The organism is Ancylobacter sp. Lp-2 (assembly GCF_020523795.1).
Taxonomy (GTDB): Bacteria; Pseudomonadota; Alphaproteobacteria; order Rhizobiales; family Xanthobacteraceae; genus Ancylobacter.
The window spans coordinates 196,711-215,300 of the sequence record NZ_JAJALI010000007.1; the positions used below are offsets into that span (position 1 = coordinate 196,711).

Genomic DNA, 18,590 nt, shown 5'->3' on the forward strand with positions numbered 1-18,590 from the left:
GGCCGGGTGAGGCGCTGCGGCGCCTCACTTCTGCAAGCGGCTCACTTCTCGACGAAGGCCTTCTCGATCACGAAATCGCCGGGCTCGGTAGTCGAGCCCTCCTCGAAGGCGAGATCCTTGAGGATGACGCGCATGTCGTCGAGCAACTGCGGGCTGCCGCACAGCATGACGCGGTCGTCTTCCTTGTCGAGCGGCGGTAGGCCGAGATCGGCGAACAGCTTGCCCGAGGTGATCAGGTCGGTGATGCGGCCCTGGTTGCGATAGGGCTCGCGCGTCACGGTCGGGTAGTAGACCAGCTTCTCGCGCACCAGCTCGCCGAAATACTCGTTATCCGGCAGCTCCTTCTCGATGAAGTCCTGATAGGCGAGCTCGCCCACCGTGCGCACGCCGTGCACCAGGATGACCTTCTCGTAGTTCTCGTAGGTCTCCGGGTCCTTGATCAGGCTCATGAACGGCGCGAGGCCGGTGCCGGTGGACAGGAGATAGAGCCGGCGGCCGGGGACGAGATAGTCGACCAGCAGCGTGCCGGTCGGCTTCCTGCCCACGATGACCTCGTCGCCGACCTTCAGATCCTTCAGCCGCGAGGTGAGCGGGCCGTTTGGCACCTTGATCGAGAAGAACTCCAGCGTCTCCTCGTAATTGGCGCTGGCGATGGAATAGGCGCGCAGCAGCGGCTTGCCGTTCACGGGCAGGCCGATCATCACGAACTGGCCGTTCTTGAACCGCAGCGCCGGATCGCGCGTGGTGGTGAAGGTGAACAGGTTGTCGGTCCAGTGGTGCACCGACAGGACCCGCTCGTGATGCATATTGCTCATTTACGAACCGTTCTTGTGAAAACTTCCAAACTGGTCGGAAGCCATGTAATTCTCTGCGGCGGGGTTTACTGCGCAACGGCGCCGCTGTCGAGAAGTCCGTGACATTTCCGCGTTGCGCCTTGCGCAGGGCGTCCGCCTCGGCCTCAATGGCGCGCGATCCGCAGCGGCGAGGGCGCGTCATGTTCACCCACATCATTCTCGGCGCGCGCGACCTGCCGCGCCTGACGGCGTTCTACGACGCGGTGCTGGCGCCGCTCGGCCTCGTGCGGGTCGAGGTCGCCGAGGATGGCGGGCCGCCGGGCGCGATGTGGACGATGCCCGGGCGTCGCTGGCCGCAATTCTTCGTGCAACTGCCGTTCAATGGCCTGCCCGCCACCTGGGGCAATGGCACGCAGGTGAGCTTCGCCGCGCCGTCGCCGACGGCGGTAGACACCGCCTGGCGAGCTCTGGTCGCCAATGGCGGCATCGACGAGGGCGCGCCGGGCCTGCGCCCGCGTTACGACTCCGACTATTATGGCGCCTATGGCCGCGACCCGGAAGGCAACAAGTTGTGCTTCGTGCATGCTGGCGGGCTGGAGGGGCTCACGGCCGGTTGAGGCCTGCGGCCAAGCGGGGCTCGCGACCGGTTGAGGCCGATGGCCGGACGACGCGGGCGGCTGGATGAGGCCCGCGGGACAGGAGGCCGGGTTCAGCCCTGCTCTCCCGCCTCCTGGTTGCGCTTGTTCTCGTACATGTGCAGGTCGGCGCGCCGGACCGCCGCCTCGAGGCGCTCGCCGGGCGTGCTGGTCGCCATGCCCATGGAGACGCTGAGCGCCTGCGCCGAATAGAACTGGTTGTTCACCGCGATCAGCTCGGTGATCGCCGCCATGATGGCGACGCCGCCCTCGGTGTCGACGCCCGGCAGCAGCACCGCGAACTCGTCGCCGCCGATGCGCGCCGCGACATTGGGCTTGTCGACCGCCTTGCCCAGCACCTCGCCGGCCCGGCGCAGCAGCGCGTCGCCGGCGGCGTGGCCGAGCTGGTCGTTGACCAGCTTCAGGTCGTTGAGGTCGAGCATGAGGATGGTGACCGGGAACGGCCCGCGCCGCTCCAGCCGGTTGAGCTCGTCGACATAGAAGGAGCGGTTGTAAAGCTTGGTCAGCACGTCGTGATTGCCGAGATATTCGAGATAGGCCTCGGCCTTCTTGCGGGCGGTGATGTCGGTGAGTGCCACCTGCACCAGCGACCAGTCGTGCTCGCGGCCCGGCAGCACCGAGAATTGCAGCAGCACGTTGATCTCGTCGCCACCGAGCGAATAGTTCACCACCTCGCGCTGATGGAACAGCTTGCCGTTCCACAGGTCGATGAGCTGTTCGCGGAAATGCCGGTGCATGTCCTCGCGGAACACCCGGTCCATATTGGCGAACAGTGTCTTCTTGTCGGCGGCCTGGAACATGTCGAGCGTGTGCTGGTTCACGTCGACCACCCGCACCTCGCTGACGCAGCGCTGCACGAAATCCGGGTGCACATCGGTGAACACCCTGAGATCCTCGATGCCGCGATGGCGCAGGTCGTCGATCAGCTGCTTGATGGTGGAGAAATCCTCCACCCACAGCGACACCGGCGAATGCTCGAACAGACCGCGGGCATATTCCTCCGCCTTGCCGGCGGCGCGGCGGGCGTTCTCGCGGTCGGTGACGTCCTCGGTCGACAGGAGCACGCGGTCGAGCCGCTCCTCGTGGCCGGGCAGCACATGGCCCTTGAGCTGCACGTCGAGCCGGCGGCCACTGAGCGTGTAGTTGCTGGTGTGGCTGGCGAACTGGGTCTTGCCGTCCCAAAGCTGCGCCAGCTCCTCGACATGGGTGCGCAGCATGTCGCCGCGGAACACCTTGTCGAGATTGGCGACGAGATGCGGCAGGCTCTCGGCCTCGAACAGGTCGAGCGTCGCCTGGTTGACCTTCAGCACCCGGATGCGGCTGGCGCAGGCCACCACCCGGCTCTCATCCTCCCACAAATGGTCGCGCAGCGAGGTGACGCCGGCGGCGCGCCAGCCGTCGAACAGCGCCTTGACCTCGCTGAAATCCTCCAGCCACATCGGGATCGGCGCCAGCTGGAACATCTGGCTGTCGTCGAGCCCGGAGGTATGGTCGGTCGTCTGCGGGAGGGTTTGCTGGTGCAGCATCCGCGCTTCACTCGTCTGTACGGCTGGGTCGCATCGCAGAGGACGTCCCGATGCCGGCGGTATCATGTCCGGTTGCGACAGACCGCAACGAGCATTTACCACGTTTGCCACCCAAACGAACATATTCGGATGGCGTGGCGGTTATTGGCAGCAAATTTCGATATTATGCCGGTAATCGAGGTATCATGATCGGGCGACCGACAATGGGGGAACGGCAATGACCATGCATGACTTCACCGCCAGGCACTGGATCACCGTCGCGGTGATTCTCCTGCTGGCTGTAGGGGCATTCCTGTTCAGCTGGACGTGATCCAGCGCCGGCTTTTGGCCGGGCTTCTGGTCCGGGGTTCTGGTCTTTGTCACGATCGCTGCCTATCTGTGGACGGTCGCGGCATCCGCCGACGGCGAGCCGAGGGAGCGTTTCAGGTCGTGCAGGGCGATGAATCGACGGGTGGCGCCACCGCCGATGAGGCGGTCGATCTCGACAACGAGGCCACGCGGCTGTCGGACGTCCTCGTCAGAATCGCCTCCGACGAGACCCGCGAGCGCATCGCCATCGGCGATCTGCTGACGGCGATGCAGGAACGCGCCTTCGGGCCGCTGATGCTGGTCTTCGCGCTGCCCAACGTGCTGCCCACCCCGCCGGGCACCTCCACCGTGCTGGGCGCGCCACTGATCTTCCTCACCGCCCAGCTGGCCTTCGGCCTCAGCCCCTGGCTGCCGCCGCTGATCTCCCGCCGCTCGATCGCCCGCAAGGATTTCGCCGCCTTCGTCGGCAAGGCGGTGCCGTGGCTCGCCAAGGCGGAGAACCTGCTGCGCCCGCGCTTCGGCTTCCTCGCCCATCCGCCGGCGGAATATATCGTCGGGGTGGTGAGCCTGATCCTCGCCGTGGTGCTGGTGCTGCCGATCCCGCTCGGCAACATGCTGCCGGCACTGGCCATCTGCGTCATGGCACTCGGCATATTGGAGCGCGACGGCGTCTGGGTGATGGCCGGCATCGCCATCGCCATCGCCTCGCTCGGCGTGGTGTCCGGCGTGGTGTGGGGCTTCGTCGAGGCCGGGCTCTATTTGCTGAAGAGCTTCTTCGGCTGAGCGCAGGGGCGCCGCCAGAAGGCGGCGCGCTGCCTCAGCCGGCGACCGCCTGCGCGTTGGCCAGCGCCCGCGCCAGCATTTCCAGGCACTCCTCGGCCTGTTCCTGCCCGACCGTGTCGCCGCGCAGCCGGTGCGCGAGGTCGCGCAGGTCGCGTATGGCGACGTCGACGGCAGTCATCAGGTCGATTTCCGGCTCCGCGTCGGCAGACGGCACCCGGACGGGGAAGGGTATCACATTACTCATCACGGCACTCGGCTGGGCGAATCACGCTTGGGCGCGTTTCCCGAACCTTGCCGGCAATTGGTTAACGCCATCCTCCACTTACCGCTCCACCCGCCGCCGGCCGCGCAATGAAATGGGCGGGCACGGAAGGAGGAAACTCCGTGCCCGCCCGCTACCAGCCGGGGAGGGGGCGGCCCCCGGCGGGATGGTTAACCGCCGTCAGGCGTCGCAGCGCACCGGCCGGCGGGCCGGCTTGTCGTCGCGGGCGATATGCCCGGCCGAGAAGGTGGCGAGCGCGATGAAGGCGGCGAAGACGGTGATGATCGTGGCGTTCAGCATGACGCGGGGCTCCTCGATGGCGGCGATCGGCCGGCGCGGGGCCGTTCCAATCCGGTGTTGGCGGTATGTATCGCACGCGATATGATCCATGGCGATATGTTTTTTTGCGCGGGTCGCCATGCGTCACGCACGAGCGTGTGATCGGGCAAGATCGGACCGGTGTCTCAGGGCCCGCTCTGCGCGAACGCGGCGAAGCCCTGCGGCGGGCGCGGATCACAAGCGCCGTGTTTGGTGCTACTCGTCGGGCCAACACGGTGCCGGCCGGCTGATCCCCTGCGTCAGTCGCACCCAGAAGCCCCCAAGGAGACCGACATGAGCAACGCCCCCGCGCCTTCCTCCATCGCCGCCTTCGCCAGCTGGGACAAGGACGACCAGGGCCGGCTGAAGATGTGGCCGCTGCAGGCATTCACCACCGCGCTGATGAACAATGAGACGGTGGGGCTGCGGCTCGAGATCGGCACCAGCCAGCCCAAGCCGGGCGAGCCGGTGCCGGCGTTGCAACTGGTGCTGCGCCCCGAGCAGGTGCGCGAACTCGCCAATGCGCTGGCCGAGGCGGAGGCGCGTCTGGCCGACGCGCATTTCTCCACCGTCGGCAGTGCGTGATCCTTCCTTCCCTTCAGCCTTCCTTTCAGCAGAACGGTAGCTTCATGACCAAGCTCGCGGATATCGGCGTCTATGGCCTTGCCACCATGGGCGCGAATCTCGCCCGCAACGCCGCCGGCAAAGGCTTCACGGTGGCCGTTGCCAACCGCAATCACGAGCGGACCGACGAACTCATCGCCGAGCACGGCGCGGAAGGCAGCTTCGTGCCCTCCCAGTCGATCGCCGATTTCGTCGCCTCCATCGCCACGCCGCGGCCGATCCTGATCATGGTGAAGGCCGGCGCGCCGGTGGACGCGGTGATCGAGGAACTGCTGCCGCATCTCGATCCCGGTGACATCATCATCGACGGCGGCAATTCGCTGTTCACCGACACCGCGCGTCGCAACGCCTATCTGAAGGACAAGGGCTTCCGCTTCGTCGGCATGGGCGTGTCCGGCGGCGAGGAGGGGGCGCTGATCGGCCCCTCCATGATGCCGGGCGGCGAGGTCGAGGCCTATGAGCGCGTCGCGCCGATGTTCACCCGCATGGCGGCGCAGGTCGACGGCGAGCCCTGCTGCACCCATATCGGCCCGGACGGCGCCGGCCATTATGTGAAGATGGTGCATAACGGCATCGAATATGCCGATATGCAGCTGATCGCCGAGGCCTATGACCTCCTGAAGACCCTGCACGGCCTGGAGGCCCCCGCCATCGGCGAGATCTTCGCCGAGTGGAACAAGGGCGAGCTCGATTCCTACCTGATCGAGATCACCGCCGAGGTGCTGAAGAAGACCGATGCCGCCACCGGCAAGCCGCTGGTCGACCTCATCACCGACGAGGCCGAGCAGAAGGGCACCGGCCTGTGGACCTCGAAGTCGGCGCTCGATCTCGGCGTGCCGCTGACCGCCATCACCGAGGCGGTGTTCGCCCGCGTGCTGTCGAGCCGCCGTGGCCAGCGCATCGAGGCGGAGGGGCTGCTCACCCACGCCAAGCCGGCGGTGACCCCGGCCACCGCTGAAGCCATCGAGGCGATCCGTGCCGGGCTCTATGCCTCGAAGATCGTCGCCTATGCCCAGGGCTTCCAGCAGCTGCAGGTGGCGTCCGAGGAATATGGCTGGAAGCTGAAGCTCGGCGACCTCGCCACCATCTGGCGCGGCGGCTGCATCATCCGGGCGCGCTTCCTCAACCGCATCCGCGAGGCCTATGGCGATGGCGCCGAGGTGTCGAGCCTGCTGTTCGAGCCGTATTTCCGCGAGGCGGTGCTCGCCGCCGAGCCGAAGTGGCGCAAGCTGGTGGGCGAGGCGGTCGCGGCGGGCGTGCCGACCCCGGCCTTCTCGTCGGCGCTCGCCTATTATGACGGGCTGCGCCGCGCCCGTGGCCCGGCCAACCTCCTGCAGGGTCTGCGCGACTATTTCGGCGCCCACACCTATGGGCGGCTCGACAAGCCGGGCAAGTACCACACGCGTTGGGCGCAGGACGGCAGCGAAGTGAAGGCGTGAGGGCATTTTGAGTCGGGACCTTGGCCTCTCCCCATCGGGGAGAGGCGCTCCGGACCGGCGAGGGGGGGCTTGTGAACCAGTAACCCGCAGGCTCTCTGCGATCGGAGGGAGTGTCGCTGCGGATGTCCGTGATGCGAGCGTCGATCTGCCGCTGGCCGGAGCAGTGATGCTCTCTAGTTCACGCAGCCAGGAGGTTATTGCGTCCGGAGAGGGCTTTGGCTGGGATGTGCGGTTACTGCCCCTTTGCTGCTTTTGGCTATGGATTTTTTCAGGCGCGCCACTTAAAGCAGTTAGGTCAACTTGAGGATGACGTTAGCTACCAAGTCGGTGATCATCTCGTCTGCTGAGTGTTGAGTGATCGATACTCTAGAAGGGTGAGCGGCCATGTTTCGCCGCCCCAGTTTCTCGCGAAGGATTTGCGACATGTTCTTATCTAACAGGCTCGCCGCCCGGGCGGACTCAATGAATTCCGACTCCTTAAGATCGCTCACGTCTTCCATCTTAAAGAGGGTGAGATTTTTTTTCGGATACTTAGTCGAAATTCCAGTATTCATCGATGCTAGTCGCGTTGGATTTGCAAATACCCAACTGACGAGGTGATCGTATGCAAGATTCCACACCATAACGATGGCGGCGCGATAAGCCTTGACGCGGTAACAGTTTAAAGCTTCGGCTAAAAACTCCCGTTCCGCCATACTGGGCATTTTTGCAGGTAAATCAGTGAGTGATTTAGCTACTGCGGTTATGGTGGGGTCGGCTCCCAGCCGTGTATCCAAGGTGCGTTTCACCGCAGCTGCGAGTCTGTATCCGTTTTTTTCTCTAACCAGTTGTGGTGGCTTCTTGGACGTGAGCCGCGGCAGATAGACACTCATGTCAGGAGGATCAAGGCCAGCGTCTCTGAAACACTGGCGCATAAATGCGCCGTCAAAAATCGTCCGTTGCTGACGTGCTTCCGCGAACCAAGCTAAGGCGAGAAGCTGATCCACCGCCGAGCTCCGATAAAAGCCCGGCACCGATCCCGCAAAATCGGCAACGCTACTCAAGTTGCGGGGCCCATTTTCTCAACACGATCAATACCAAGATGATTGATCTCGTACTGGCCCCGACCCACGCTGTTCACTACCTGCTGGGCTTTCAATGAGCGCAGCACCGAAGGAAAATCTTCAATACCAGAAGGCCACTTCAGTGCTCGATAGCAGGTGTAGACATGATTTGCAGTAACCACTTCATTTGAACGGTGCTCTTTGAACCAAGCCAACGCCACCAGATTCCGCTCGGCGTCGTTCTTGGGAGCGTGAATATTCGCAAAACTTTCAAATGATGGATCGCTCTTCAGGTCAATGTCGAGCACTTTCATAGAAGTTGGTTTGCGCGGCTTTGCCTCCTTCGGCTGCCGCGTCAAGGGCGGGGCAGCAAGCGTCTCTTCGGGATCGACGACCTCGCCTTCGATGTCTGAATCGACATCTTTAAAGCCGTTTGGCAGAGCTGACGGGGCAGAGGCGGGCGAAAGTCGTTGCTGTATCGCGGCCGTTGTTGGCTTGAGGGCGTTTTGAATGGCCGACGCGAGTTGGCCTAGGTCTCCCTCTGGAATCTCGGCTTCCAGCATTATGAATCGGATCCGGGAGGTGCCGCCTTTCGACGTCGGTTGCTTTGCCACGAACTGCTCCGCTCAAGTTGAGATGCGAACGTTACAAGAACGAAGAGGCTGTGACAACGTCACGTTTCCGGCCCCATAATTCCTTTTTGTTTGTCAGGCGATTTCGCTGTTGTGTGCCACTAGTGCAGTCGGAAGACAGGCCTCCGCTGGTGTGAAAGGAGAGATGTCACAGCCCATTGTCTGTACTAGAGTATTTTGTCTATCGGCCTGCTAGGCGGGGCTTAGGCCAGCATCCGTTCCTAGCGCAAGGCCGAGCGCTTGCGCTAAAAGTGCAGTCCCGAGTCGGCCCAGAACTTCCGCCCCCTCACGCCGCGATATATTGCGCGTCGGACTGGTCGAGGCGGCGGCGCATCTGGGTGACCACCAGCGCCTCGTCGGGGGCGCAGTTCTCATAGGTCAGCCGCTCGCCGGCGCGGATCGGCTTCAGCACCCGCGCCTTCTCCGCGAGGCCGAGCGGCAGGGCGAAGTTGTCGCGCGCCTCGCGCCATTCCATCGCGAAGCCGCGATAATCGTATTCGCCGATCTTGCCCAGCACCTGCCCCACCGCGAGGTCGCGCTTGGCGACCGCCGTGCACTCGGCCACCGGATGGTCGAGCACCTCCATGTCCGGCCGGCCGTGCAGCACGGCGCGCACCGCGGAGAGCGGCACTTCGAGGCTGGTGAGGTGATAGGGGCGCAGCAGCGCGAAGCACGGGCCCGGCCCGACCTTGAGGTCGGCCATGCGCTCCAGCACGCGCGGGTGGCGCGGCTTCACCACGCAGAACACGCCCGGCGCCACGCCCTTGCCGATGGAATAGTCGACCACGCCGGAGCGCGAGAGGATGCCGCCATCCTCCTTCGTGCACAGCACCTGGGCGAGGTCGTCGCGGGTGGCCGCCGGGCCGTGCATGCCCGGCACGTCCGGCACGAGGCCGGTGGCATTGGCCAGCGCGGTCATCTCCACCATGGTCTTGGAGCCGTCGACGAACTCGACGAGCATGCGCGGGTTCATGTTGCGCGCCCGCGCCTCGGCCTCGAACTCATCGGGGATGGCGTCGAACTTCAGCGGGTTGTTCTTGCCCTTGCCGGCGGCGACGATCTCGAAGCCGAGCGACTGGGCGAAGCCGATCAACTCGATGGTGGCGGCCGGCTCGTCGCCGGCGGCGCCGGTGAGCACCACGCCGGCCTTGCGGGCCTCCTGCTTCAGCCAGCGGCCGATGGTGATGTCGGCCTCGACATTCAGCATCACCACGTGCTTTCCGTGGCGCATGGCGTCGAGCGCCACCTCGGTGCCGACATTGGGATTGCCGGTGGCGTCGATGACGACGTCGATGCGGCCGGCGGCGCAGAAGGCGCGGAAATCGTCGGTGATGGCGATCTGGCCGGCCTCGATGGCGCGGTCGACGGCGGAGGGGGTGGAGGCGGAGACGAGATCGCCGCGCGCATGGCCGGCCATCAGCGCCGCGTCGATAGCGGCCTGGCCGTCGATCTCCGAGATCGCGCCGATGCGCACGCCCGGCATCAGCGCCACCTGCACCACGAGATCGGTGCCCATCTGCCCGGCGCCGGCGAGGCCGATGGTGACGGGGCCGTGCGCCTGCGTCCACCTATCCAGTTCGGCGGCGAGACCCGACCGCGCGATCCTGTTATCGACGTACATGGCAAACTCCCGGAGCGGCGCGGCTTGAGCCGCACATCAGCGCCCTTCGGTTACCCGACATTTGTTCCGTGTCAAATGCGGATGTGACTTTCGCGCTCAGAAATGCGCGCCCGCTGCCGTCAGGACACGTGCCGCCGTGGCTTCGTCGGTGATGAACACGGTGGGGCGCAGCAGCCGCAGGGCGCCGAGAATGGCGTCCGTCTTGCCCGGTCCGCCGGAGGTGAGGATGCGCTGCGGCGTGGCGCACAGCGTCTCCAGCGGGATCGACATCACCCGCGAATTGATCGGGTGGTCGACCGGGCGGCCCTCTATGTCGATGAAGTTGTAGGCGATATCGCCGACCGCACCGGCCGCCACCAGCGATTCCCAGTCGGCCGGCGAGAAGAAGCCGAATCGCAGCGAGGTGCTGGTCTCCTCCATCTCGCCGACGCTGAGCACCACCGCGTCCATTTCGCGCGCCCGGCTGTAGACGTTGGACAGGCCGCAGCGCTCGATCAGCGCCCGCTTGGTCTCGATGCTATCGACGATGGCCGGGGCGGCGATCAGGTGGCAGTCGGCCTGGAACAGCCGCGACAGCTGCCAGGCGAATTCGGAGGGGTTGTACTGCTTGGCCTTGGTGATGCCGCCGAGTAGCGACACCACGGAGAGGTTGCTGACTGGCTTCTCGTCGATGAAGCCGAGGGCGCGCATCAGCGTGCGGCCCCAGCCGAAGCCGATGGTCATGTCCGAGCCGATCAGCTCGGAGATGAACTGGCCGGTGGCGGCGCCGATGGCGTGGGTGGCGTCGGCGTCCGGGCTGGAGACCGGGGCCACGATGGCCTCCTTGAGGCCGAAGGTCTTCTGCAGCCCCATTTCGAGGCGCGGCAGCTCGGCGATCTCGCGCGACAGCGAGATCTTCACTTCGTTGAGGCTGCGGGCGTCGGCGAGCAGGCGCACCACGGTGACGCGGCCGATGTCCAGCGCCTCGGCGATGGCGCTCTGCGTCATGCCCTCGACGTAATACATCCAGGCGGCGCGCAGCCGCAGCCGCGCCGAGCGCCGGCCGGTGGCGCTGAGGCCGGCATAGGCGTCAATGGAGGAGGGGGCGGTGCTCGCTTTCGCCTCGCCTTCTGACATATGCCGTTATTCTCCTTCGCGCTGCCCCGGATGCTATAGAGGAGAGGCCCGGCATCTTCAAATCTCGTCCGCAGGGTGGGTGCGATTTCCGTCGGGCGGGAAAAACGGGGACGGGTGCCGACAATCGGCGCCACGGCGCGTGGAATAAGCGAAATCCCGCTTGAGATGGCCCCGGATCGGAGGCAGAGTCCGGCCTCATGCCCGACACCTCAGAAAAGCTGAAGCTCGACGATTTCCTGTGTTTCGCCGTCTATTCGGCGAACCACGCGTTCAACCGCGTCTACAAGCCGCTGCTGGACCGGCTGGGCCTCACCTACCCGCAATATCTCGCCATGGTGACACTCTGGGCGCAGGATGGGCTCACCGTCGGGCAGATCGGCGACCGCGTGCTCCTGGAGACCAACACCCTGACTCCGCTGTTGAAGCGGCTGGAGACCGCCGGGCTGGTGCGCCGGGTGCGCGACGCGCAGGACGAGCGGCAGGTGCGCATCCATCTCACCGAGAAGGGGCGCTCGCTGAAGGCCGAGGCGTTGGCGGTGCCGAAGGAGATGGGCCTCTGCCTCGCCCGCGACCGCCAGGCGGTGGAGCGGCTCACCGGCGAGCTCGCAGCGCTGCGCGACACGCTGCTCGCCAAGGTGAAGAGCTGAGCCTCGGTGAAGAGCTGAGTCTCACGCGGCGGTGTCGGCGGGTGCGGGAACCGGCGTCTCCAGCGACAGGCCGCTGCCACCCTCGATGAAGCGGCGGTGTCGGCCGATCTGCTCGGCGAGGAAATCGAGAAAGGCGCGCACCCGCGGCGAATGGCGCAGATCGGGATGGGTCAGCAGCCACAGATCGGCGGCGAATTCCGGCACCGGCGGGGTGAGCCGCACCAGCGAGGGGCGGGCATCGCCGATCATGCAGGGGATGTGGCCGATGCCGAGCCCGGCCTCCACCGCCTCGGCGAGGCCGAGCACGGTGTTGACGCGGTAGCCGAGATTTTCCGGCGGCACGTGCTTCTCGACATATTTGACCGCCTTGAGCGCTCCCATGGTCTCGCCGAGCGCCACCCAGTTGCAGCGGTGCAGGCTCGCCTCGTCCACCGCCGCCGGGTCGGGGAAATCCTCCGCCCGCCCATACAGCGCCCAGGCGATGCGGGCGAGGCGGCGGCCGACCAGGTTTTCCGGCGGGTTGTCGGTGGCGCGGATGGCGACGTCGGCGTCGCGCCGCGACAGGTTCAGCGCCTGGTTGGACAGCACGATGTCGAGCTGCACCTGCGGGTAGCGGGCGCGGAAATCCGCCATCATCGGGATCAGGAGGTGGATCAGCAGCGAATCCGGCGTGGTGATGCGCAACTCGCCGCAGGGCGCCGGCTCGCGCCCGGCGATGCGCCGGCCGGTGGAGGTGATCTCGTCGTCGAGCCGCTGCGCCAGTGCCACCAGTTCCTCGCCGGCGGGGGTGAGCGCGTAGCCGGTGCGGTGGCGCTCGAACAAAGTGGTGCCGAGCGCTTCCTCGATCTGCTTCAGCCGCCGGAACACGGTGGAGTGGTTGACGCCAATCTGCGCCGCCGCAGCCGGCAGTCCCTTGGCATCCGCTACCGCCTTGATCAGGCGAAAATCGTCCCAGGCGAGATTCTTGAACGGATCGGCCATGGCGGGTGCCCTCATTGCAACGCACCCTACATATCAGCAGAGCGTAGATTGCGTCAATGCAATTGAAATGACGTGGCAAGCCGGAGTTGCGGGCATATTTGTAGTGCCACGAGAGGGCGCCGGCATAAACCCCAGCGGCGCACCGAAGAGGGCAAGACCATGATCCGCAACGGCATCCACCACGTCACCGCGATCGCCGGCAACGCGCGTCGCAACGTCGAGTTCTACACCCGCACCGTCGGGCTGCGGCTGGTGAAGAAGACCGTCAATTTCGACGATCCCGGCACCTATCACTTCTATTATGGCGACGAGGTCGGCTCGCCCGGCACCATTCTCACCTTCTTCCCGTGGGACCATGTGGCGCCCGGACGGCTCGGCATCGGCGAGACGCAGGAGACCGCGTTCCGCGTGCCGGAGGCCTCGATCGGCTACTGGACGCACCGCTTCACCGACAAGGGCGTCGCCTACCAGGCGCCGGTGAAGCGCTTCGGCCAGACCGTGCTGAGCTTCAAGGACCCGCACGGCATGCGCCTCGCGCTGATCGGCGTGCCCGGCAGCGAGAACGAGCCGGCCTGGCTCGGCACCGACGTGCCGGCCGAGCATGCGATCCGCGGCTTCCACTCGGTGAACCTGCTGCTCGCCGAGGCGGCGCCCACCGGCGCCATCCTCACCGACGTGCTCGGCTTCAAGGAAGTCGGCCGCGAGGGCTCGCTGGTGCGCTTCCAGGCCGAGGGTACCGAGATCGGCGGCATCGTCGACATCCATGAGGCCGGTGGCTTTCTGCCGGCCCGCATGGGCGGCGGCTCGGTGCACCACATCGCCTTCCGTGCCGCCGACGACGCGGCCGAGTTCGAGATGGTGAAGAAGCTCCAGGAGAACCACGGCATCCGCACCACCGAGCAGAAGGACCGCAACTACTTCCGGTCCGTCTACTTCCGCGAGCCCGGCCACGTGCTGTTCGAGATCGCCACCGATGTTCCCGGCTTCGCCGCCGACGAGCCCGTGGCCCATCTCGGCGAGGCGCTGAAGCTGCCGGACTTCCTGGAGAGTCGCCGCGCCAATATCGAGGCGGTCCTGCCGGACGTCGCCTGAGCTCGTCTCTCCCTGCCTTGCCCCGCCTCCCCATCGGAGGCGGGGCTTCTTTCCAATTCGCACGACAGGAGGCTCACATGAACGCCGATCCCCGCGTCGCCGCCTCTCACGCGGCCATTTCCGCCCCGAGCTTCATTCACCGCTACGTGCCGGCCTCCGCACCGGGCCGGCCGCCGATCCTACTGCTGCACGGCACCGGCGGCAGCGAGGACGATCTGCTCGGCCTCGGCGAGCGGGTGGCGCCGGGTTCGGCGCTGATCTCGCCGCGCGGCAAGGTCCGCGAGGGCGGGGCCAACCGCTTCTTCCGCCGCTTCGCCGAAGGGCTGTTCGACGAGGAGGATCTTGTCGCACGTACTCACGAGCTGGCCGATTTCGTCTCGGCGATCCGCGCGCAGGAAGGATTGCCGGCGCCGGTGGCGGTCGGCTTCTCCAATGGCGCCAACATCGCGGCGTCCATGCTGCTGCTGCGCCCGGAGGCGCTGGCCGGCGCGGTGCTGCTGCGGGCGATGTCGCCGTTCCGCAACCCGCCGGCGGCGACGATTCCCGGCACGCCGGTGCTGCTGCTCTCCGGCGATGCCGATCCGATCGTGCCGGCGGAGAACGCCGCCCGCCTCGCTGCCACGCTGAAGCAGGCTGGCGCCGAGGTGGCGCATCAGGTGCTGCCGACCGGCCACGGCCTGTCCTCGCCGGATCTCAGCCTGACGCATCGTTTCCTCGTCGGGCTTTCCGCCCCGGCGGCGTGACCGGATTCCCTCTCCCCGTGCGGGAGAGGGAACATCCGCGTGTGCGGGCCTCTGCGGCCTCCTCGCCATGGAACCGGCGGCGCCTCGTGTGAATTGCCGGCATGCCGCGGCTTTATCCCCGGCGCTGCCCCTATTATGGTCCGGGTGACGGACCGTGATGGCCGATGGGTGACGGGTTCAGGAGGCGACCATGCGGTGGGAAGATTTCCGGCGCAGCGACAATGTCGAGGACCGCAGGGGCCAGGGTGGCGGCGGCTTCGGTGGCGGCCGCCTGCCCGGCGGGCGCGGCGGGCTCGGCATTGGCGGGCTGATCATCGTCGGGCTCATCGCCTGGGCGACCGGCATCAATCCGGCGCTGCTGATCGGCGGCGCCGAGATCCTGATGGGCGGCGGCAGCGGCCAGAGCCAGCAACAGCAGCAGACCCAGACCACCAGTCGCAGCGCGCCACAGGACCAGCTCGGCCAGTTCGCCGCCACCGTGCTCGCGCAGACCGAGGATGTGTGGACCGAGATTTTCAAGCAGCAGGGGCGCACCTATAAGGACCCCGGCATGGTGCTGTTCTCCGGCTCCACCCGCTCCGGCTGCGGTGCCGCGCAATCGGCGATGGGGCCGTTCTATTGCCCGCTCGACCAGAAGGTCTATCTCGACCTCTCCTTCTTCCAGGAGATGAAGACCCGCTTCCGCGCCTCCGGCGACTTCGCCGCCGCCTATGTCATCGCGCATGAGGTCGGCCACCACGTCGAGAACCAGATCGGCCTTCTCTCCAAGGTGCAGGAGCGCCAGCGCCAGGTATCGCGCGCCGAGGCCAACCAGCTCTCCGTGCGCGTCGAGCTGATGGCCGACTGCCTGGCCGGCGTGTGGGCCAATCACGCCGATGCCCGCTTCAAGATCCTCGAGGACGGCGACATCCAGGAAGCGCTGAACGCCGCCTCCGCCATCGGCGACGACCGGTTGCAGAAGCAGTCGCAGGGCTATGCGGTGCCGGACAGCTTCACCCATGGCACGTCCGAGCAGCGCGTCACCTGGTTCAAGCGCGGACTGCAATCCGGCTCGCTGCAGCAGTGCAACACCTTCGGCAACGGCAACATCTGAGAAGGGGCGGGCCGGATTGACGGTCCGCTGCCGCTGGTTGCGGCGATATCTGAGGAAAGGCGGGCCGGACTGCCGGTCCGCCGCCGCTGGTAGCGGCGATATCTGGGGGAAGGCGGGCCGGACTGCCGGTCCGCCGTATGTCCGGGCCTCGCAAGATCGCGCCGGCGTCCACATATGGGTGGACCGGACGCTTCTGAGGTCGTTTCCATGTCCCTGCCGACGCCTGCCGCCGAGCGGCCCTTCGTGCCGCTCGCCATCGCGGTGCTGACCGTCTCCGATACCCGTACCCCGGCTGACGACCGCTCCGGCGACACGCTGGCGGCCCGCATCGAGGCGGCCGGCCATCGTCTCGCCGACCGCGCCATCGTGCCTGACGATGTCGAGGCGATCCGCGCCCGCGTCGGCGCCTGGATCGCCGATGCCGGTATCGATGTCGTCATCACCACTGGCGGCACCGGCTTCACCGGCCGCGACGTGACGCCCGAAGCGCTGGAACCACTGTTCGAGAAGCGGATGGAGGGATTCTCCACCGTGTTCCACATGGTGTCCTTCGCCAAGATCGGCACCTCGACGCTGCAGAGCCGGGCGACGGCGGGGGTGGCCAACGCCACCTACATCTTCTGCCTGCCGGGTTCGCCGGGCGCCTGCCGCGACGGCTGGGACGAGATTCTCGTCAAGCAGCTCGACATCCGCCACCGGCCCTGCAATTTCGTCGAGATCCTGCCCCGGCTCGACGAGCACCTGAAGCGCGACAAGGCGAAGAGCTGACGTAAGGCCGGGGGCCGAGGAGGCAGGTCGCGCCCGCCTATTCCATCGGCAGCAGCATCTGCGAGCGCAGCATGACGAGGCGCCGCCGCCCGATGCGGCCGAGCAGCCGCGCCGCCGCCCTGGTGCCGTCCTCGTGGCGGCCGAGCCGCTCATAGAGGCGCTGGTGGATGAGCAGGCCCTGTTCGGGCCGCGGGCGCCCGGTCACCATCTGCCGGAGCGCCGCCGCGCTCTCCTGAAGCCGCGGGCCGAAGCCGAAGCCGTCGAGCGCCAGGCGGAAGCTGGCGGCGTGCCGGTCGGCGGCGCCCGAGCGCTCGGCCTGGTCGATGAAGCTGCGCACCTCGCGCGTCCAGCCTTCCTGCAGCAGCCCGACCGGCTCGATGAACATCAGCCACGGCCCGCGCGCCGCCTGCGCGCCCATGCGCAGCCGGGCGCCGGGATCGGCCGGTCCGGCGAGATATTCGCAGCCCGCCGCATCGGCGACCTCGGCGGTCTCGCCGGTTTCCCCGGAGGCCTGCGCGCTGCCATCGACCAGTAGCACCTCGCGCACCAACCCGACCGCCGCGCCGGGCACCAGCGCCGCCAGGGTCGGTATCAGCAGGCCGCCCGACTCGCGCGTCGGAATCACCACGGAGATCACGCGGCCGGCCCATCCCTCTTGTCGCGCCGGCATTGGCCCGGTCGCTGTTCCCCACCGCCGGCGCCCGGAGGCGACATGCGGCAAACCCTTGACGTGCCTACAGCACAAGGGCGGAGAGGTGAAGTCGGCGCCTCGATGTTTTTGCATGATGTTCTTGATATGTTCCTATGTCCGCGCTAGCTTCAGGACATGGAACGCCGCATCGTCGCCCCGACCGATCCCTCAGCCGCCCTCCGGCCGCCGGCCGACCCGAAGCATCTCGGGCGGCTGGCAGAGGAGCGGCGCGCCCGCCGCGCGGCGGAAGACAAGGCGGCGCGTCGCGATCTCGACGCCGTCTCCGACATCGACCTTCCGGTGGCGGGCGACGATGGCACTGTGGCGGTGGAGGCCGAGCGTCGGCGCGGGCGCGGCGCGTCCTCCAACGCCGCCGGCCGTTTCGAGCCGCATGCGCGCGAGTTTTTCGACGATGGCTGGCAGAGCCTCGACGAGCTGCCGGCCTTCAAGACCACGGTGACGCCGGAACGGGCGCGTACCATCATCACCCGCAACACGTCCCCCGATGTCGGCTTCGACCGTTCGATCAATCCCTATCGCGGCTGCGAGCATGGCTGCGTCTACTGCTTCGCCCGGCCGACCCACGCCTATCAGGGCTATTCCGCCGGGCTCGACTTCGAGACCAAGCTGTTCGCCAAGCCGGACGCGCCGGAACTGCTCGCCAAGGAACTGTCGAAGCCCGGCTACGAGCCGCGCACCATCGCGCTCGGCATCAATACCGACAGCTACCAGCCGATCGAGAAGGAATGGCGGCTGACCCGACGCCTCCTCGAAGTGCTCAGCGATTTCGGCCATCCGGTCGGCATCGTCACCAAGTCGGCGCTGATCCTGCGCGACCTCGACATCCTCGCGCCGATGGCCGAGCGCGGGCTGGTGAAGGTGGCGCTGTCGGTGACCACGCTCGACCACAAGCTGGCGCGGGTGATGGAGCCTCGTGCGGCGACGCCGATGCGGCGCATCGAGACGATCCGCCGGCTGTCCGAGGCGGGGGTGCCGACCGCGGTGCTGGCGGCGCCGATGATCCCGGCGATCAACGATTCCGAACTGGAGCGCATTCTCGACGCCGCCGTCGCCGCCGGGGCGGGGGAGGCCGGCTATGTGATGCTGCGCCTGCCGCTGGAGATCCGCGACCTGTTCAAGGAATGGCTGCTGGCGAATTTCCCCGACCGCTACCGCCATGTGCTGTCGCTGGTGAAGGAACTGCATGGGGGCAAGGAATATGACGCCCAGTTCGGCCAGCGCATGAGCGGCTCCGGCCCCTATGCCTGGACGGTGGCGCGACGCTTCGAGATCGCCACCCAGCGGCTGGGGCTGAACCAGCGCAGCGTGCGGCTCACCACCCGCCATTTCCGCCGCCCGCCACGCCGGGGGGAGCAATTGTCGCTGTTCGGCGAGGCGGGGTGAGCGGCGGCCGGCGCCCTCGGTGAGGATGGGTGGCTGTACGACCGGGGT

Annotated in this window: 19 protein-coding genes; 10 read left to right on the plus strand and 9 right to left on the minus strand. The window is 66.8% G+C overall.

From position 1 onward, the window contains the following. Positions 1-41 precede the first annotated feature (41 nt). Positions 42-815 carry a ferredoxin--NADP reductase gene (locus LGR54_RS18055; protein WP_214010983.1) on the minus strand — a complete coding sequence of 258 codons (774 nt, stop codon included), beginning with the start codon at positions 813-815 and terminating at the stop codon, positions 42-44. A gap of 179 nt (positions 816-994) precedes the next feature. On the opposite strand from LGR54_RS18055, the gene LGR54_RS18060 reads away from it, so the two are divergent. Further along, positions 995-1,411 (plus strand): VOC family protein, encoded by a 417-nt coding sequence (locus tag LGR54_RS18060; RefSeq protein WP_230363360.1) that lies wholly within the window; start codon positions 995-997, stop codon positions 1,409-1,411. A 92-nt stretch (positions 1,412-1,503) separates the two neighbouring features. Here the strand turns inward: LGR54_RS18060 and LGR54_RS18065 are convergent, their stop codons facing one another. After that, a complete protein-coding gene (locus LGR54_RS18065) occupies positions 1,504-2,976 on the minus strand; it encodes a sensor domain-containing diguanylate cyclase (protein WP_230363361.1) in 1,473 nt (490 codons plus the stop codon). Positions 2,977-3,405: 429 nt separating this feature from the next. Between LGR54_RS18065 and LGR54_RS18070 the strand changes: the two genes are divergently transcribed. Then, the gene (locus LGR54_RS18070) at positions 3,406-4,068 is read left to right on the plus strand and encodes an exopolysaccharide biosynthesis protein (RefSeq protein WP_230363362.1); all 663 of its coding nucleotides are present in this window, start codon (positions 3,406-3,408) and stop codon (positions 4,066-4,068) included. A 34-nt stretch (positions 4,069-4,102) separates the two neighbouring features. Here the strand turns inward: LGR54_RS18070 and LGR54_RS18075 are convergent, their stop codons facing one another. Next, on the minus strand, positions 4,103-4,246 hold the full coding sequence (locus LGR54_RS18075; RefSeq protein WP_230363363.1) for a hypothetical protein: 144 nt from the start codon (positions 4,244-4,246) through the stop codon (positions 4,103-4,105). 696 nt (positions 4,247-4,942) lie between these two features. On the opposite strand from LGR54_RS18075, the gene LGR54_RS18080 reads away from it, so the two are divergent. Further along, positions 4,943-5,233, plus strand: coding sequence for a hypothetical protein (locus tag LGR54_RS18080; protein ID WP_230363364.1), 291 nt, complete (start codon positions 4,943-4,945; stop codon positions 5,231-5,233). A gap of 44 nt (positions 5,234-5,277) precedes the next feature. Continuing rightward, positions 5,278-6,711, plus strand: a complete 1,434-nt coding sequence (gene gndA / locus LGR54_RS18085) for an NADP-dependent phosphogluconate dehydrogenase (protein WP_230363365.1) — start codon at positions 5,278-5,280, stop codon at positions 6,709-6,711. A 290-nt stretch (positions 6,712-7,001) separates the two neighbouring features. On the opposite strand, the gene LGR54_RS18090 is transcribed toward gndA, so the two are convergent. The 4 genes from LGR54_RS18090 to LGR54_RS18105 all read right to left on the minus strand — a co-directional run bounded on the left by LGR54_RS18090 (position 7,002) and on the right by LGR54_RS18105 (position 11,123). Further along, entirely contained in the window at positions 7,002-7,697 is a 696-nt protein-coding gene (locus LGR54_RS18090; protein ID WP_230363366.1) for a hypothetical protein, read from the minus strand. A 53-nt stretch (positions 7,698-7,750) separates the two neighbouring features. Then, positions 7,751-8,368: a hypothetical protein gene (locus LGR54_RS18095; RefSeq protein WP_230363367.1), complete on the minus strand. Its 618-nt coding sequence runs from the start codon at positions 8,366-8,368 to the stop codon at positions 7,751-7,753. Positions 8,369-8,672: 304 nt separating this feature from the next. Next, the gene (locus LGR54_RS18100; protein WP_230363368.1) at positions 8,673-10,007 is read right to left on the minus strand and encodes an NAD(P)H-dependent oxidoreductase; all 1,335 of its coding nucleotides are present in this window, start codon (positions 10,005-10,007) and stop codon (positions 8,673-8,675) included. Between the two features lie 96 nt (positions 10,008-10,103). Beyond that, entirely contained in the window at positions 10,104-11,123 is a 1,020-nt protein-coding gene (locus LGR54_RS18105; RefSeq protein WP_230363369.1) for a sugar-binding transcriptional regulator, read from the minus strand. Between the two features lie 197 nt (positions 11,124-11,320). Between LGR54_RS18105 and LGR54_RS18110 the strand changes: the two genes are divergently transcribed. Continuing rightward, complete coding sequence (locus tag LGR54_RS18110; RefSeq protein WP_230363370.1) at positions 11,321-11,770, plus strand: MarR family winged helix-turn-helix transcriptional regulator; 450 nt, start codon at positions 11,321-11,323, stop codon at positions 11,768-11,770. A gap of 21 nt (positions 11,771-11,791) precedes the next feature. Here the strand turns inward: LGR54_RS18110 and LGR54_RS18115 are convergent, their stop codons facing one another. After that, on the minus strand, positions 11,792-12,751 hold the full coding sequence (locus tag LGR54_RS18115; RefSeq protein ID WP_230363371.1) for a LysR family transcriptional regulator: 960 nt from the start codon (positions 12,749-12,751) through the stop codon (positions 11,792-11,794). A gap of 159 nt (positions 12,752-12,910) precedes the next feature. Between LGR54_RS18115 and LGR54_RS18120 the strand changes: the two genes are divergently transcribed. From LGR54_RS18120 to moaB, 4 genes are all read left to right on the plus strand, one after another. Continuing rightward, entirely contained in the window at positions 12,911-13,843 is a 933-nt protein-coding gene (locus tag LGR54_RS18120) for a ring-cleaving dioxygenase (RefSeq protein ID WP_230363372.1), read from the plus strand. A 77-nt stretch (positions 13,844-13,920) separates the two neighbouring features. Then, the gene (locus tag LGR54_RS18125; protein ID WP_255607682.1) at positions 13,921-14,586 is read left to right on the plus strand and encodes an alpha/beta hydrolase; all 666 of its coding nucleotides are present in this window, start codon (positions 13,921-13,923) and stop codon (positions 14,584-14,586) included. Between the two features lie 190 nt (positions 14,587-14,776). Next, positions 14,777-15,679 (plus strand): neutral zinc metallopeptidase, encoded by a 903-nt coding sequence (locus LGR54_RS18130; RefSeq protein WP_230363373.1) that lies wholly within the window; start codon positions 14,777-14,779, stop codon positions 15,677-15,679. A 207-nt stretch (positions 15,680-15,886) separates the two neighbouring features. Continuing rightward, on the plus strand, positions 15,887-16,447 hold the full coding sequence (gene moaB, locus LGR54_RS18135) for a molybdenum cofactor biosynthesis protein B (RefSeq protein WP_230363374.1): 561 nt from the start codon (positions 15,887-15,889) through the stop codon (positions 16,445-16,447). A gap of 37 nt (positions 16,448-16,484) precedes the next feature. On the opposite strand, the gene LGR54_RS18140 is transcribed toward moaB, so the two are convergent. After that, on the minus strand, positions 16,485-17,075 hold the full coding sequence (locus LGR54_RS18140) for a glycosyl transferase (protein WP_230363375.1): 591 nt from the start codon (positions 17,073-17,075) through the stop codon (positions 16,485-16,487). A 198-nt stretch (positions 17,076-17,273) separates the two neighbouring features. Here LGR54_RS18140 and LGR54_RS18145 point away from each other — a divergent pair, with 198 nt between their 5' ends. Next, on the plus strand, positions 17,274-18,542 hold the full coding sequence (locus tag LGR54_RS18145) for a PA0069 family radical SAM protein (protein ID WP_230363376.1): 1,269 nt from the start codon (positions 17,274-17,276) through the stop codon (positions 18,540-18,542). Positions 18,543-18,590 lie beyond the last annotated feature (48 nt).